The following is a 13,414-nucleotide window of genomic DNA, read 5'->3' on the forward strand; positions in this document are numbered from 1 at the left end:
CGGACGCCTGCCGGGCGTCCTTTTTCTTTGGGATCCAAGAGCACTGCTCGCGTGCCGATAGCCGAGACGAGGAGTCTCGCGCATGGCAGGAGAATCGACTATCGTCCGGTCCGCGGTAGGCGTGTGGTTGCTCGCGGTGCTGGGCGCCGCGGCCACGGCGCACTGGGTGCTGCCAGACGACCCCCAGGCGGGGCTGTTTGCCCTGGGCCTGTTGTGCATGGCATACACGCTGGCGGCGTTCGGGCTGTCCCGGCGCCAGGCCGGGCTGACGGCTTTGCTGCCCCTGGCCTGGCTGGCCGGGTTTGGCATGTGGCTGCCCATCGGCCAGGACTTTGGAGCCCAGACGCTCGCCCCCAGCCTGGGCGACTGGGGCGTGCCATCGGCGATGGTCGAATCGGCGGCGTATGCGCTCGTACTCCTGGCCGGCGGCGTGGCGACAAGCGCCATGCTGTACCTGGGTACCGGCTCGGCCTCGGTGTTCTGGCACGTGCTGCTGCTCACCGGGCTGGTCGCCGGCGCTTCGCTCTCGCATCAAGACACGCCCACCACAACTTTCGCTGCCGTCATCGCCTGGCACGCCGGTGCCGCAGGCTCGCTCATGCGATGGGCATCGCACACGTCCTGGGCCGTACGTCAGGGCGTCTGCGCGCGTTGTGGCGAAGACGTTCGTGGTGTCAATGGACGGTCCTGTCCGAGTTGTAAGGCCGCACTGCTGTTCATGCCCCCGCCAAGGCTGGCGGCGCCGGGCACCGGGCCCCATCAACGCCACGATGACCGAGCGGCCTAGGCCGATTCGCGATCCGGCAGATAAGGCAGCGGCGTGACCGGGCCGTCTCCCAGGTACGGTGCCAGTTCGACCGGCAAGGCCTTCAGGCCCCGCCGGCGTGCCTTGCTGACCGCATATCGAAGCGCAGCATCGACGCGCTCATGCACCCGGGGCGTGATGCTGAGCCCATGGGCGTGCATCTGTTGCAGCGAGAACAGCCACGCGTGGTACTCTTCCAGGCACCGCGGCTTGTAGACGCCAAGGCCGATGGCATGGTGGCCCACTTCGTGCAGAAAGACTGCCGCCGAGATCGGGCCGCGCGGACGCGGGCTCTCGATGAGGCGCGAGACCGAGCCGTCGGCGTAGTGCACCTCCCACGCCACGCCGCTCGTGCTGCTGCGCCACTTGCGGACGCGGATGTCGTAGCGGGCGAGCATCTGGCGAGCCACGGCCTCGTAGCGGTCGGCCGCGGGCGAGGAACGCTTGCGCGGCGGCGCGGCCACGGCGGCAGGCCGCATGACTTGCGACGCAGGCGCTGGCTTCCTGCGAGGGATCAGGTCCCAGAGCGTGCGCATGGCTGACGCTCCGGGGTTGCGACCTCGCCCTCCGCCAGCGAGCGGCCATTAGCGAAGGCGACAAAGCCCATGGGCTTCTTGCCCGCCGGCTGCACGGTGATCAGCCGCAGGGCCGTCCCGTGGCCGCAGGCAATCAGGCCCGCGGCATCGATGAGCGTGCCGGGCGTGGCGTCGTGATCGTATTGCTCGGCCGCCACGCGCAGCAGCTTCAGCGTGGCGCCGCCCAGGTGGATGCTCACGCCCGGCCACGGGGTCAGGCCGTGCACGCGATTCCGGCAGGCTTGGGCCGAGTCGGTGAAGTCGATCCATCCGTCAGTCTTGCTGAGCTTGGGGGCGAACGTCACCTTGTCGGCATCCTGCTCGATCGGCTCGAGCGTACCGGCTTGATATCGATCGAGCACCTCGGCCACCAACTCGACGCCGTCGTCGGCCAGCACGTCGTGCAACTCACCGATGGTCAGGCTCGGGTCGAGCGGGCGGGCGGCCTGGCCCACCACGAACCCGGCGTCCATCTCGTCGGCCAGGGTGATGACGCTGACGCCGGTGGTCTCGTCGCCGGCGAGGATGGCGGCGTTGATCGGAGCCGCGCCCCGCCAGCGCGGCAGCAGCGAGGCGTGCAGGTTGACCGCGAACTTGTCGGCGAGCAGCTTCTGGCCCAGCTTCTGACCAAAGGCGATGACGACCCATGCGCCGGCATCCAAAGCCCGGACGTGGTCGCGCACGTCCGGAGCATTGACCTTCTCGGGCTTGAGCACCCGGACGCCGGGCAGCAGCGACTCGGCCTCGGTGGCGATGGGCGTGGGGCTGAGCGACTTGCCCCGGCCGGCGGGACGATCGGGCTGCGTCACGATGGCGGCGACCTCGTGGCGATTTGCAAGCATTCGCAACGTCGGAATGCCGAACGCCCCGGATCCAAAGAACACGACCTTCATGCCGACGGGCCTCCTTGCCCTTGTTGGGACTCAGCGGGCCTTGCGTTCGAGCTTGCGGAGGGCCGAACGGGTTCGCAGGCGGTCGAGTTGACCGAACTTGTCGATGATCAGGATGCCGTCAAGGTGGTCGGTCTCGTGCTGGATGCAACGGGCCAGCAGGCCCACGGCCTGGACCTCGAAGCGCTGGCCGTCAAGGCCGGTGGCTTCCATCACGACGGCGTGCTGGCGGTTGACCTGGCCTCGGATGTCGGGCAGGCTGAGGCAGCCCTCTTCGACCGATTCGAGATCACCCACGGGCTTGAGTTCGGGGTCAATGCAGACCCAGGGCTGGCCGCCGGTGTGCTCCTGGATGTGCTCGGGCAGGGGGCTTGCCTTGGGATCCGCCGGGATGGCGCACACGAACATCCGCCAGGGCAGACCGACCTGCGGTGCGGCCAGGCCGATGCCCTCTTCCTGACGCATGATCTCGAGCATGCGCTGCGCGACTTCGCGGACGTTGTCGGTCACCTCGCCCACGGGCTGGGCCTTGGCTCGCAATACGCGGTCGGGGTGGAAGCGCAGGTGCAGGCTCTGGGCGTCGGCAACGGTCGGGCTGGTGCTCTGGGCGTGCTGGGGCATCGTGGAGATGATATTGTGCGGCCCGGGGGAAGGCGGGGGCGGCCCTAGAATCGGGGCCGCGGCAGGCTCGGGGCGGACTTCTCACCAGACGGGAGCAGGATTTTGGCGATCTTCGGCGGCAAGAAGAAGAAGGACGACACGGGTTCTCCCCAAGCCAACGGCGAGGACGTCACCGATTCCAAGGCGGCCAGCGGCGGCAAGGGCTCCGACGACGGAGGCAAGGGTGCCGAGCCAGGCCCGACCTTCAACCCCGAGGGCGCCGAACGATTCTTCGAACATGCCCGCACCGCCCATGAGACGACCAACTACGAATACGCCATGAACCTCTGGCTCAGCGGCCTGAGGCTCGACGCGAGCAACATGACCGCCATGGAGGGCTTCTTCCGTTCGGCCTCGGCGTTTGCGTCGGCCAACCCCAAGAAGAAGCCGAAGGTGGATGTTCCCACCAAGACGCCGGTGGACAAGTTCCTGGCCGCGCTCTTGAACTGGGCCACTCGGCTGAGCGATGGCGACGCGGCCATGCGGGCTGGCGAAGCGGGCGCCAACGCGGGGCTCGACGAACAGGCCTACTGGTGCCTGGAGCGCTCGATGACGCTTGCCAAGCAGGCCAAGCGCCCCAGCCCGCTGACGTTTAAGCGGCTGATGCAGCAGTTTGCGAAGGTCGGCGCGTATACCGAGGCGGTCGAGGCGGGCAACATTGCCGTCCAGCTTAACCCCGCCGACAGCGATCTGGCCAACGCCGTCAAGAACTTCTCGGCCCAGGCGACCATGAGCCGCGGCGGCTACGACAGCGTGGGCGAGGAGGGCGGCTTCCGCAAGAACATCCGCGACGCGGCCAAGCAGCAGCGGCTCCAGGACGAGGAAGTCCTATCGAAGGACGAGGGGACCATCGAGCGCCTGATCGAACGGGCCCGGGCCGATCTCGAAGATCGTCCCGAAGACCCGCCCACCATGACGGCCCTTGCCAAGCGCCTGATCGAGCGTGGTACGCCCAAGGACGAGAAGGAGGCGTACGAGCTCTACAAGAGGGCGTACCAGCAGACGAAGGAGTTTCGCTTCCGCCAGGCCGCCGACGATATCAAGATGAAGGCGTGGCGCCGCCGGCTGATGGCGCTGGAGAAGAAGGCCAAGGACAATCCGGACGATCAGGCCGTCCAGCAGGAACTCGAGAGCGCCCGCAAGGACGTGCTCGAGGCCGAGACCAAGGTGTACGCCGCCCGGGCCGAGGCGTACCCGACGGACAACATGATCAAGTACGAGTTGGGCCGACGCTACTTCGATCAGGGCATGTACGACGATGCCATCGCGAACCTGCAGCAGGCCCAGGGCGAGCCCAAGCTTCGCGTGCGGACGCTTCACATGCTGGCGCAGTCGTTCCTCGCCATGGGCTGGGGCGACGAAGCGGTCACGACCTTCCGCCAGGCGCTCGAGGCCCACGGCCGGGACGGCGACGAGACCGGCATGGAGATCAACTACGGACTGATGGATGCCCTGCTGACCAAGGCCACCGACCACCGCGACCTGGAGGCCGCTGTCGAGGCCGACAAGATTGCTTCGAGCATCGCCATTAAGGACATCTCGTTCAAGGGAATCCGCCAGAAGCGAGACGCGATCAAGAAGCTGCTGGTCGAGCTTCGGCAGGGCTAGGTCGCTTGGCCGGGCCAAACGCCATCGCGATCATCCCCGCCCGCATGGGCTCGACACGCTTCCCGGGCAAGGCACTGGCCAGTGAGACCGGCAAGCCCATGGTCGTGCACGTCTGCGAGCGGGCCAGGATGGCACAGTCCGTCGCCAATGTCGTCGTCGCAACCGACAGCCAGGAGATCCGCAAAGCCGTCGAGGCCCATGGCTTCGACGCGGTGATGACCAGCGCCGAGCACCCCAACGGCACGAGCCGGCTGGCCGAGGCGACAAAGACGATGGGCCTGGACAGCCACCAGGCGATCGTGAACGTGCAGGGGGATGAGCCGGAGATCGAGCCGGGGATCATCGATGCGGCGTTGATGGCAATGGAGCAGGACGTTCGCGGGGCAACGCCGATGAGGGTCGTTCTGCGGGTACCCAAGCTGGGAACCGTGGCGACACCCATTCGCCGGGCCGAGGAAGTGACAAGCCCGAATGTTGTGAAGGCGGTGCTGGGGCTGATCGAGCCCGACGCGGGCGTGGGACGGGCGTTATATTTTTCTCGGGCTCCGATTCCCTTTGATCGAGACGCGAGCCACGCCGCGATGCCGCTGCGACACGTGGGCATCTATGCGTATGACGTGTTCTCGCTCCACACGTACGTCGGCCTGCCTCCCACTCCGCTGGAAACGAGCGAGCAGCTCGAACAACTCCGCTGGCTCGAGCACGGACTGCCTATCGCCGTGGCGATCCGGCAGGCCATGCACCAGGGCATCGACACGCCCGAACAGTACGAGGCGTTCGTGGAGCGCTTTCGGGCCGGGGCGGGCGGATGACGACCGCGGCCGGGTTGGCTATCCTCTCTGGTGCCCGACCAACGAAACTCGAAGCACGGTAACGACCAATCTCAAGACGACTGGCCCATGCCTGTCGGCAGCGGCCCCGCCCCGTCCGATCGGACGCTGGGAGAGGACGCCCGACGCCGGCGGGCCGACGAACTGCTGGTGCAGGCGGCCGAGGGCTCGCTGACGACCGAGTTCTACTCGCCGGTGCCGCCGGGGTACCGTCGCGGGCGAACCAAGTACGTCGCGGTGCTGGGCACGGTGATGAGCGGGCTGGGCAAGGGCATCTTTGCCGCCAGCGGCGCCAAGCTGCTCAAGGACAAGGGCCTGGTCGTCGCCCCCATCAAGATGGAGGGCTACCTCAACATCGACTCGGGCACGCTGAACCCCTATCGCCATGGCGAGGTGTTCGTGCTCGACGACGGCACCGAGTGCGACATGGACCTGGGGACGTACGAGCGCATGCTTGCGCAGAACCTGAGCCGGAGGAACTTCACGACCTCAGGCCAGATCTTCAGCGAAGTGCTCGAACGCGAGCGGCTGGGCGATTACCTGGGCCGCGACGTGCAGATGATCCCCCACGTCACCGGTGAGGTGAAGCGCAAGCTCCGCGAACTGGCGATGTACGGCGACGGCTCGGGCCGGCCGGCGGACGTGGTGTTCGTCGAGGTTGGCGGCACCGTCGGCGACTACGAGAACGGATTCTACATCGAGGCCCTGCGTGAGCTGGCGTTCGAGGAGGGGCCGCGGTCGGTCTGCTTCGTCGCCCTTACGTACGTCATCGAGGCCCGGGTGCTGGGCGAGCAGAAGAGCAAGGCGGCCCAGCTTGGCATCCAGCGGCTCATGGAAGCGGGCATCCAGCCCCACATGATCGCCTGCCGCTGCGACAACCCGGTGACGGGCCAGGCGATGCAGAAGATCGCGATGTACAGCAACGTTCCGATGCGGCGCGTCTTCAGCATGCACGACCGCGAGAGCATCTACCTGATCCCCGAGGAGATGCGTCGCGACGGGCTCGATCGCGAGATCCTCAGCGTGCTCGACCTGCACGACCGGGTGGACATGGGTCAGGAGGACCGCGAGCGCGAACGCTGGCGCTCGTTCGTGCGCGGCCTGACCAGCGAACCCGAGCACCGCATCCGTATCGCCCTGGCGGGCAAGTACACCGACTTGGGCGATGCGTACGCCTCGATCGACAAGGCCATCGAGCACTGCGCCGCAAACCTGCACGCCGACATCGAGGTCGAACGATTCGACACGACCGACCTGACCGAATCTCGCATCGCCGATGAACTGTCGCGCGTCGATGCGGTGATCGTGCCGGGCGGATTCGGCGCCCGCGGCGTCGAGGGGAAGCTGGCCGTCGTCAAGCATTGCCGCGAGACCGGCCTGCCGTACCTGGGCATCTGCTTGGGCTTCCAGGTCGCGGTGATCGAGTACGCACGCAACGTACTGGGCCTGACCGATGCCGCGTCGACCGAGTTCGATCCCGACTCGCCCAACCCGGTCATCAGCGAACTGCCCGAGCAGAAGAAGATCGAGGGCCTGGGCGGATCGATGCGTCTGGGCGCTCAGGACGTAGCGCTCACCCCCGACACGCTCGCCAGCTTCCTGTTCTCCGGGCGCACGACCGAGCGCGAGCGGTTCCGTCATCGCTACGAGGTCGATCCGGGGTACATTGATCGCCTGACCGAGGCGGGGCTCATCTTCAGCGGCCGCCACCCGACCCAGCCCATCATGCAGGTGCTCGAGCTTCCGCAGCCCGGGCACGATGAGGACTACGACGGCCCGACCCACCCCTACTTCGTCGCCGGCCAGTTCCACCCCGAGCTTACAAGTCGGCCGCTGGAGCCCCAGCCGATGTTTATGGGCCTGTGCGCCGCGGCCATTGCCCGGCGCGTTGCCTCGGGCCCACGCCCGGGCGAACCAGAGGGGCCCAAGGAAATCTCCGCACTGGTGCGGCGATGGTTGCGAACGCCGCGCAAGCGCACGCAGCCGGTCTGATCACCCTACTCGCAACGTGCGCATTTCGAGCGAACGCAGCGACGCAAGAAGAATGAGGCGAGCGAAGCGCCCCGGGCGACCGGTGGCGACCTGGGCGTTGTGCACGAGCCCCTGCGCATAGAGATCGGCCTCAGAGTCTCCCTGCACGGCAAGGGACACGAACGCATTGACGCCCCACGGGTGGGCGGTGGCGTTGTCGGGCTGGAGTTCGGCGACGCACCAGCGTGCCGCCGCCTCGGCTCGCTGCGTGAGGGTCGGTTCGCCCCGCCGGCCCCCCAGCGTCCATAGCGCCTGGATCGCCGCCAGCTCGCGCTCGGTCCAGACCTCGATGGCCACCTCGCCGCGCTCGGGCGCCTGGGCGTCCTGCAGCGGTCCGGCGTCCGAGAACGAACCGGGAACCTCCCCGCCAGTTGCCAGGGCGTACCACAGTTCGACGTCCAGCCCCCCGCCGCTGATCGGCTCGCACGGCCCATTTGTCAGCCAGGCCAGCAGAGGCCGATCGACCTTCCGGCGATGCCCGGATTCATCGGCGAAGTTGCCCGGATCGATTCCGGCGAGTGGCTCGGGGCCGACGATGGCCCGGAGACGGACGATCCAGCGATCGAGTGGTTGTACGGGCGGCGTGGCCATCGTGTCGTCCTGTAACCGGCGCAACCTGCCGGGCGGCGGAAGATCGGGCTATTTGCCGCCCCGTCGATGGCCGATAGCCGGGATATGGGCGAGGGCTCCGGGCAACAGTCAAGGCAGGGCGATCGATTCGCGTGGATCGATCCCGGCGTGAGCGTATGGGACCAGTGGGGCGCCACGCCGCCGCCACCGAAGGTGGGCCCGCGGACGGCCGAGCCGAGCAATGCGCCTCCCGCGACGGAGCATCGCCCAAGGCAAACGGCCGACCCGGCCCCCGATGTCGCCCAAGACCAAGCCAGCGAGCCCAAGTCGGGTACCGAGGCCATCGGGGGAACCGAGGGCGCCCCGACGTTCCATCAGTTCGACGCCGAGCTCGACGTAGCCGAACTGGACGATCGGCTCCGGCCGGCGACGACGTGGTCGGCCCGGGCAACGTCGGTGAACCGATCGAGCCTGACTTTTCGGTCTCGGCGGATGTGCTACGCCAAGAAGCTGTTGATGGTCGCCGTCCACCTGATCGACGACACGCCGGCGATCCTGGCCGGCCGGGTCACGGCTTGCGACTACGAGGGCGAGGGGCTCTATGCGGTCAGCATGGAACTGATGCCCCGCCCCACCAGCGAAGAGATCCGCCAGTGGATCGCCCAGCGATAGCCGCTTGACCTTCGCGTTCGGCCGCCGAATGCTGCGCCATGCGGATCATCCGTTCGGCCGATGAGCTTGCCGAGTATCACCACCAGTTTCCGCTCGCCCCCGGCGGCGTGCTGGTTCCCACCATGGGCGCTCTGCACGCGGGCCACGTTGCATTGATCCGCCAGGGAGCCGAGGAGGCCCAGCGACGGGGGCTCGCCGCGGGCTGCGTGGTCACGGTGTTCGTCAATCCGACGCAGTTCGACGAAGCCCATGACTTCGAGCGCTACCCCAGGGTGCTCGAGGCCGATGCGGCCGCGTGCGAGGCGGCCGGCGCCAGCACGGTCATCGCCCCCACGGTGGAGATGGTGTATCCCCACGGCGTCGAAGCGCTCGGGCCAAAGGTGCCGGCCGTCGCGGTGGACAAGGGGCTCGAAGATCGCTTCCGTCCGGGTCACTTCGTGGGCGTGGCGAAGGTGCTGGTCCGGCTGTTCGATCTCGCACGGCCGGCGGCGGCGGTGTTTGGCGAGAAGGACTGGCAGCAACTCCAGCTCGCGCGAGCCCTGGTGGAGCAGGAAGGGCTGGGCATCGAGATCCTCGGCGGGCCAACCGTGCGAGACGATGACGGGCTGGCGCTGAGCAGCCGGAACCGATTCCTGGACGCTGACGAGCGAGCCGCGGCCCTGGCGATTCCCCGAGCGTTGCGGGCGGCCTCGCAGGCGCAGACTGCGGGGCTGGCCGAAGCGGCGATGCGGACGGTGCTGGAGGGCCTTCGCATCGAGTACGCCACGATCCGAGACGCCCGAAGCCTTGAATCAGTCGCCCCCGCGTCGCGGCCAAGCGACGGCGAGTTTCGGGCCCTGATCACCTGCCGGCTCGGCCAGACGCGGCTGTTGGACAACGCGGCCTGGCCGCTGCCAGCCGATTCTCCCTTGCACGGCTTCTAAGCGGACGAGACAGCCGCTAAACTAGCGGTTTGACGCCCATTCGGTGCGTCTGGTGTTCGTTCTGGCATTTGCGAATCGGAGGCCGCCTTGCTCAAGACCCCGCTCCACAAGCTCCACCTCGAACACGGCGGCAAGATGGTCGAGTACGCCGGGTGGGAGATGCCCATCAGCTATGGCTCGGTGCAGGAAGAGCACGTGCAGGTGCGCACGAGCGGGGGCATGTTTGACGTCTCGCACATGGGGCGGCTGAAGATCACCGGTCGCCACGCCCGCCGGCTGCTTGGCCGCGTGTGCTCGCGACGCATCGGCGACATGCAGCAGGGCCAGTGCCGCTACGGCCTGATCCTCAACGAGCAGGGCGGGGTGAAGGACGACGTGCTGGTGTATCGCATGGACGACACCGAGTTTCTGGTGGTTGTCAACGCGGCCAACCGGGACAAGATCGTCGAGCACCTGAACACGGTCATCGCCCAGGACGAGCTGGTCGTCAAGATGGACGACCAGACCACCAAGACGGCCATGGTCGCCATCCAGGGCCCCAAGGTGATGGATCTTGTCAGCCGCGTCAGCAGCGAGGTGCCCACGCTCAAGCGGTACCGCTTCACGGTCAAGAACCTGCTGATCGCCAAGCTGCTGGTCTCGCGCACGGGCTACACGGGCGAGGACGGCGTGGAGGTCATCCTGCCGGCAAGCATCGTTGACATGGCCCTCAAGCTGCTGCTCAAGGACGTCGACCTGGACGCCGAGCAGAGCGATATGAAGCTCATCGGCCTGGGCGCCCGCGACACGCTGCGACTCGAGGCGGGCATGCCGCTGTACGGCCACGAGTTGGGCGAAGACATCAACGCCCTGTCGTGCGGCGTCGACTTTGCCATCAAGATGGACAAGGACGAGGGCGACATGCCCGAGCCGTTCATCGGGCAGGAGGCGCTCAGGAAGACCATCGCCGAGGGAGGCCCCGCCCGCACGCTGGCGGCCTTCGTCGTCGAGGGCAAGCGCACGCCGCGGCAGGGCATGGCCATCAAGGCCGGCGGCAAGGAAATCGGCACGGTCACCAGCGGATGCACCAGCCCGACGCTGGGCATGCCCATCGCCATGGGCATCATCGACAAGGACGCCAACCAGCCGGGCGCCAAGGTCACCATCGACACGGGCCGGGCCGAACTCGAGGCGGAGGTCCGCGCGAACCCGCTGTACAAGAAGCCCAAGGCTTAGGCAATCACGCGCTCGCCGATGAGCACGCCACAAGCAACGGCCGCGAACCCGAGCACGAGGTGCAGTGCGACAGAAGCCAGCGCCACGCCGGCCCGGCCCTCGCGCCAGAGCATGAACGTCTCGACACCGAAGGTGCTGTAGGTCGTAAACGCTCCCAGCGCCCCCACCACCACGAGCAGGCGCAGGTGGTGCGGCGCGCCGTCGCCCTCTCGCGCGAGCAGCCAGGGAAGCACCAGGCCGATGGCAAGGCAGCCGGCGATGTTGACCGCCAGCGTCGCGGCTGGCAATGCGAGGGGGTGCTCCTTGAGCATCGCCAGGGCCGTGCGCCCCACGCCGTAGCGCGTCGAGGCGCCCAGGGCGCCACCCAGCGCAACGGCGAGGATGTCGAGAAAGACCTTCACCGGCACTCGCTCACCGGGGCTGGCGCGCGGGGGTGTCGCCAGGGCTTTGGGCCGGCGCGGCGGGGCCCGAGCGGTCGGGCACGGCCAGCGGATCGTCGCCGGGCAGGTCGGGGAAGAAGCCTTCGGGGACGTCGGCCGGCTCGAAGCGCAGCCAGTCGACACCTATTTCGGCCTCGACCTGCGGGGCCAGGAAGGGCGGGTGGTCGAAGGGCCCACGCTCCAGGCGATCGGGATTGAAGCGAACCGCCGGGCGGAGGTGCACCCGGGCCATCCAGCCCTGATCGGCGCCGGCCGCGGCCATGCGCCGGCCCACGCGGCCGGGCACGCTGACCTCCATGGGCGGGCTGAGCGGCGCGCCGGTGGCGGCGTCGTAGAGCTGAAGCGAAGCGGTCGCCCGGGCGGCCGAAGACCCGCTAGCGGGCAGGTCCACGGCCAGGACGCGCACGAGCCAGTCCTTCTCGCCGTCCAGCACCCGGTTCATGGTGTCGACCCAGTCGCGGGCGGCCTGGCGATACGCCGCCCGGTCGTCCTCGCGTGCGCGGGGCATCGAGGCGAGTTCGAGGCGGGCCCGGCGCCGCAGGGTCTGCATGGCCGCCAGGGGCGAGGCCATCGGGTCGGCCGGCTCGGCCAGCACGGGCGCGGGCGGTGCGTAGCCCAGGTTTCGGAGCATCTCGATGGCTTCGCCCAATCGTACGCGCATCTCGTCGAACTGCGCGCGCATCTGGTCGAGTTGGTCACGCAGCGCATCGCGCTCGGCCGACAGCGCGTCGACCTGGGCTTGCAACTCGGCGATGCGGTCGGACGCTGCGCTCCCCTCGCCGTCCTGCGCGCAGAGCGTGGACGCCAGCCCCACGCAGGCCACGACGACGAGGGCCCGCCTCACTTCTCGAGCCTCGCCGTCGCGGGGGTGCGACCGCCGGCGGCGCCGCTCGCGCTCCCGTTGGCGCTGCCATTGGCGTTGGCCCCGGGGGCCGGCGCATCGATCCAGCTGGCCGGGTAGTCGTGGTCGTCGATCTGGAGCGCCGCCTTGGTGGGGAACATCGGGCGGAACGTGTCGCACATCACCGCCAGCTCGTCGGTCCACTTGGCGCCCAGGCTCTTCTCGACGGTGCCGGGGTGCGGGCCGTGCGGAATGCCCTGGGGGTGCAGCGTGATCGAGCCCTGCTCGATACCGCGCCGCGCCTTGTAGTTGCCCTCGACGTAGTACAGGATCTCGTCGCTGTCCAGGTTGCTGTGGTTGTAAGGAACCGGAATGGCCTCTGGGTGGAAGTCCAGGGCCCTGGGGCAGAACGAGCAGATGACGAAGTTGTGCCCCTCGAAGGTCTGGTGGATGGGCGGGGGCATGTGCAACTGCCCCGTGATCGGCGCGAAGTCGTCGATGTTGAAGATGTAGGGATAATAGCAGCCGTCCCAGCCGACGATGTCGCACGGGTGGTACTTGTACTGGTACGAGTGCACGCTGTCGCGGCTCTTGATGCGCACCTCGTAGTCGCCCAGTTCGTCGGTAAAGAGCGGGTGCTCGTCGTCGGCGATGGGCAGCACCAGGTCGCGCTCGCAATACGGCGCGTGCTCCAGGAACTGGCTTGTCTTCTTGCTGAGGTAGCGCGGCGGCGGCAGGATGTGGCTGGCGTTGGCCGTCTCGAAGAGCACGAACTTGCCGAAGGGCATCTCGGCCTTGGCGTGGCCGCCGAACTTCTCTTCGTCGCCGCCGGCGTCGGGCCGCTCGTCCCATTCCATGTGGTAGATGATGCCCTTGGGGATCACGATGTAGTCCTTGGGGCCGAACTTGAGCGTGCCCATGAACGTGCGGACCGTGCCCGAGCCGAAGTGCACGAAGAAGCACTCGTCGCCCTGACCGTTCTTGAAGTGGTACTGCATCCGCTCGGCCGGGTTGCACACGGCCATCTCGACGTCGCTGTTGCCAAAGAGCACGACGCGGCCGGTCACGCTGTCGCCCCTGGGCGGGGTGAACTGCCCGCCCGTGCGCAGGTGGCGCATGCGCATCGTGTCCATCTCGACGTACTCGGGCTTGGTCGAGTAGAGGTTGGTCCACCCGGTCACCTGGGTGGGCGGATGGATGTGGTACATCGTGCTGGTGGGCCCGACGAAGCCCTCGGTGCCGAAGAGTTCTTCGCTGTAGAGCTTGCCATCGGGACGGCGGAACTGGGTGTGCCGCTTCTTGGGGAGGGTGCCGAGCTTGGTGTAATAGGGCATGGTTCGGGTTCCCTTCGGGA

14 protein-coding genes are annotated in these 13,414 nt (G+C 68.0%); 7 read left to right on the plus strand and 7 right to left on the minus strand.

Annotated features, from left to right (window positions below; all coding sequences use genetic code 11):
- Positions 1–82: 82 nt before the first annotated feature.
- A complete protein-coding gene (locus RIE32_03995; protein MEQ9095404.1) occupies positions 83–787 on the plus strand; it encodes a hypothetical protein in 705 nt (234 codons plus the stop codon).
- Here the strand turns inward: RIE32_03995 and RIE32_04000 are convergent.
- Genes RIE32_04000 through def form a run of 3 tightly spaced genes read right to left on the minus strand, consistent with a single transcriptional unit; the run spans position 784 to position 2,891 of the window.
- On the minus strand, positions 784–1,341 hold the full coding sequence (locus RIE32_04000) for a hypothetical protein (GenBank protein MEQ9095405.1): 558 nt from the start codon (positions 1,339–1,341) through the stop codon (positions 784–786). The two genes, RIE32_03995 and RIE32_04000, sit on opposite strands and share 4 nt — an antisense overlap.
- Positions 1,320–2,273 (minus strand): methionyl-tRNA formyltransferase, encoded by a 954-nt coding sequence (gene fmt, locus RIE32_04005; GenBank protein MEQ9095406.1) that lies wholly within the window; start codon positions 2,271–2,273, stop codon positions 1,320–1,322. The genes RIE32_04000 and fmt overlap by 22 nt, the downstream gene beginning before the upstream one ends.
- Before the next feature lie 30 nt (positions 2,274–2,303).
- The gene (gene def / locus RIE32_04010; GenBank protein ID MEQ9095407.1) at positions 2,304–2,891 is read right to left on the minus strand and encodes a peptide deformylase; all 588 of its coding nucleotides are present in this window, start codon (positions 2,889–2,891) and stop codon (positions 2,304–2,306) included.
- Positions 2,892–2,993: 102 nt separating this feature from the next.
- On the opposite strand from def, the gene RIE32_04015 reads away from it, so the two are divergent.
- Genes RIE32_04015 through RIE32_04025 form a run of 3 tightly spaced genes read left to right on the plus strand, consistent with a single transcriptional unit; the run spans position 2,994 to position 7,360 of the window.
- On the plus strand, positions 2,994–4,538 hold the full coding sequence (locus tag RIE32_04015; GenBank protein MEQ9095408.1) for a hypothetical protein: 1,545 nt from the start codon (positions 2,994–2,996) through the stop codon (positions 4,536–4,538).
- Positions 4,539–4,543: 5 nt separating this feature from the next.
- Positions 4,544–5,350 carry a 3-deoxy-manno-octulosonate cytidylyltransferase gene (gene kdsB / locus RIE32_04020; protein MEQ9095409.1) on the plus strand — a complete coding sequence of 269 codons (807 nt, stop codon included), beginning with the start codon at positions 4,544–4,546 and terminating at the stop codon, positions 5,348–5,350.
- A 30-nt stretch (positions 5,351–5,380) separates the two neighbouring features.
- Positions 5,381–7,360 carry a CTP synthase gene (locus tag RIE32_04025; protein ID MEQ9095410.1) on the plus strand — a complete coding sequence of 660 codons (1,980 nt, stop codon included), beginning with the start codon at positions 5,381–5,383 and terminating at the stop codon, positions 7,358–7,360.
- Here the strand turns inward: RIE32_04025 and RIE32_04030 are convergent, their stop codons facing one another.
- The gene (locus tag RIE32_04030; protein MEQ9095411.1) at positions 7,361–7,990 is read right to left on the minus strand and encodes a hypothetical protein; all 630 of its coding nucleotides are present in this window, start codon (positions 7,988–7,990) and stop codon (positions 7,361–7,363) included.
- A gap of 147 nt (positions 7,991–8,137) precedes the next feature.
- On the opposite strand from RIE32_04030, the gene RIE32_04035 reads away from it, so the two are divergent.
- The 3 genes from RIE32_04035 to gcvT all read left to right on the plus strand — a co-directional run bounded on the left by RIE32_04035 (position 8,138) and on the right by gcvT (position 10,779).
- A complete protein-coding gene (locus RIE32_04035; GenBank protein MEQ9095412.1) occupies positions 8,138–8,641 on the plus strand; it encodes a hypothetical protein in 504 nt (167 codons plus the stop codon).
- 38 nt (positions 8,642–8,679) lie between these two features.
- Positions 8,680–9,564, plus strand: coding sequence for a pantoate--beta-alanine ligase (gene panC, locus RIE32_04040; protein ID MEQ9095413.1), 885 nt, complete (start codon positions 8,680–8,682; stop codon positions 9,562–9,564).
- 87 nt (positions 9,565–9,651) lie between these two features.
- On the plus strand, positions 9,652–10,779 hold the full coding sequence (gene gcvT, locus RIE32_04045; GenBank protein MEQ9095414.1) for a glycine cleavage system aminomethyltransferase GcvT: 1,128 nt from the start codon (positions 9,652–9,654) through the stop codon (positions 10,777–10,779).
- On the opposite strand, the gene crcB is transcribed toward gcvT, so the two are convergent.
- Genes crcB through RIE32_04060 form a run of 3 tightly spaced genes read right to left on the minus strand, consistent with a single transcriptional unit; the run spans position 10,776 to position 13,394 of the window.
- Positions 10,776–11,180 carry a fluoride efflux transporter CrcB gene (gene crcB, locus RIE32_04050; protein ID MEQ9095415.1) on the minus strand — a complete coding sequence of 135 codons (405 nt, stop codon included), beginning with the start codon at positions 11,178–11,180 and terminating at the stop codon, positions 10,776–10,778. The genes gcvT and crcB overlap by 4 nt on opposite strands.
- A gap of 10 nt (positions 11,181–11,190) precedes the next feature.
- The gene (locus tag RIE32_04055; GenBank protein ID MEQ9095416.1) at positions 11,191–12,063 is read right to left on the minus strand and encodes a hypothetical protein; all 873 of its coding nucleotides are present in this window, start codon (positions 12,061–12,063) and stop codon (positions 11,191–11,193) included.
- Positions 12,060–13,394, minus strand: a complete 1,335-nt coding sequence (locus RIE32_04060) for a homogentisate 1,2-dioxygenase (protein MEQ9095417.1) — start codon at positions 13,392–13,394, stop codon at positions 12,060–12,062. The genes RIE32_04055 and RIE32_04060 overlap by 4 nt, the downstream gene beginning before the upstream one ends.
- Between the last annotated feature and the right edge of the window lie 20 nt (positions 13,395–13,414).

It is taken from the genome of Phycisphaerales bacterium, from assembly GCA_040221175.1.
GTDB lineage: Bacteria > Planctomycetota > Phycisphaerae > Phycisphaerales > UBA1924 > JAHCJI01.

Bases quoted from the DNA above. Each gene is read 5' to 3' on its own strand.
- RIE32_03995 (MEQ9095404.1), top strand. From the start codon at position 83: ATGGCAGGAGAATCGACTATCGTCCGGTCCGCGGTAGGCGTGTGGTTG.
- RIE32_04000 (MEQ9095405.1), bottom strand. From the start codon at position 1,341: ATGCGCACGCTCTGGGACCTGATCCCTCGCAGGAAGCCAGCGCCTGCG.
- fmt (MEQ9095406.1), bottom strand. From the start codon at position 2,273: ATGAAGGTCGTGTTCTTTGGATCCGGGGCGTTCGGCATTCCGACGTTG.
- def (MEQ9095407.1), bottom strand. From the start codon at position 2,891: ATGCCCCAGCACGCCCAGAGCACCAGCCCGACCGTTGCCGACGCCCAG.
- RIE32_04030 (MEQ9095411.1), bottom strand. From the start codon at position 7,990: ATGGCCACGCCGCCCGTACAACCACTCGATCGCTGGATCGTCCGTCTC.
- panC (MEQ9095413.1), top strand. From the start codon at position 8,680: ATGCGGATCATCCGTTCGGCCGATGAGCTTGCCGAGTATCACCACCAG.
- RIE32_04060 (MEQ9095417.1), bottom strand. From the start codon at position 13,394: ATGCCCTATTACACCAAGCTCGGCACCCTCCCCAAGAAGCGGCACACC.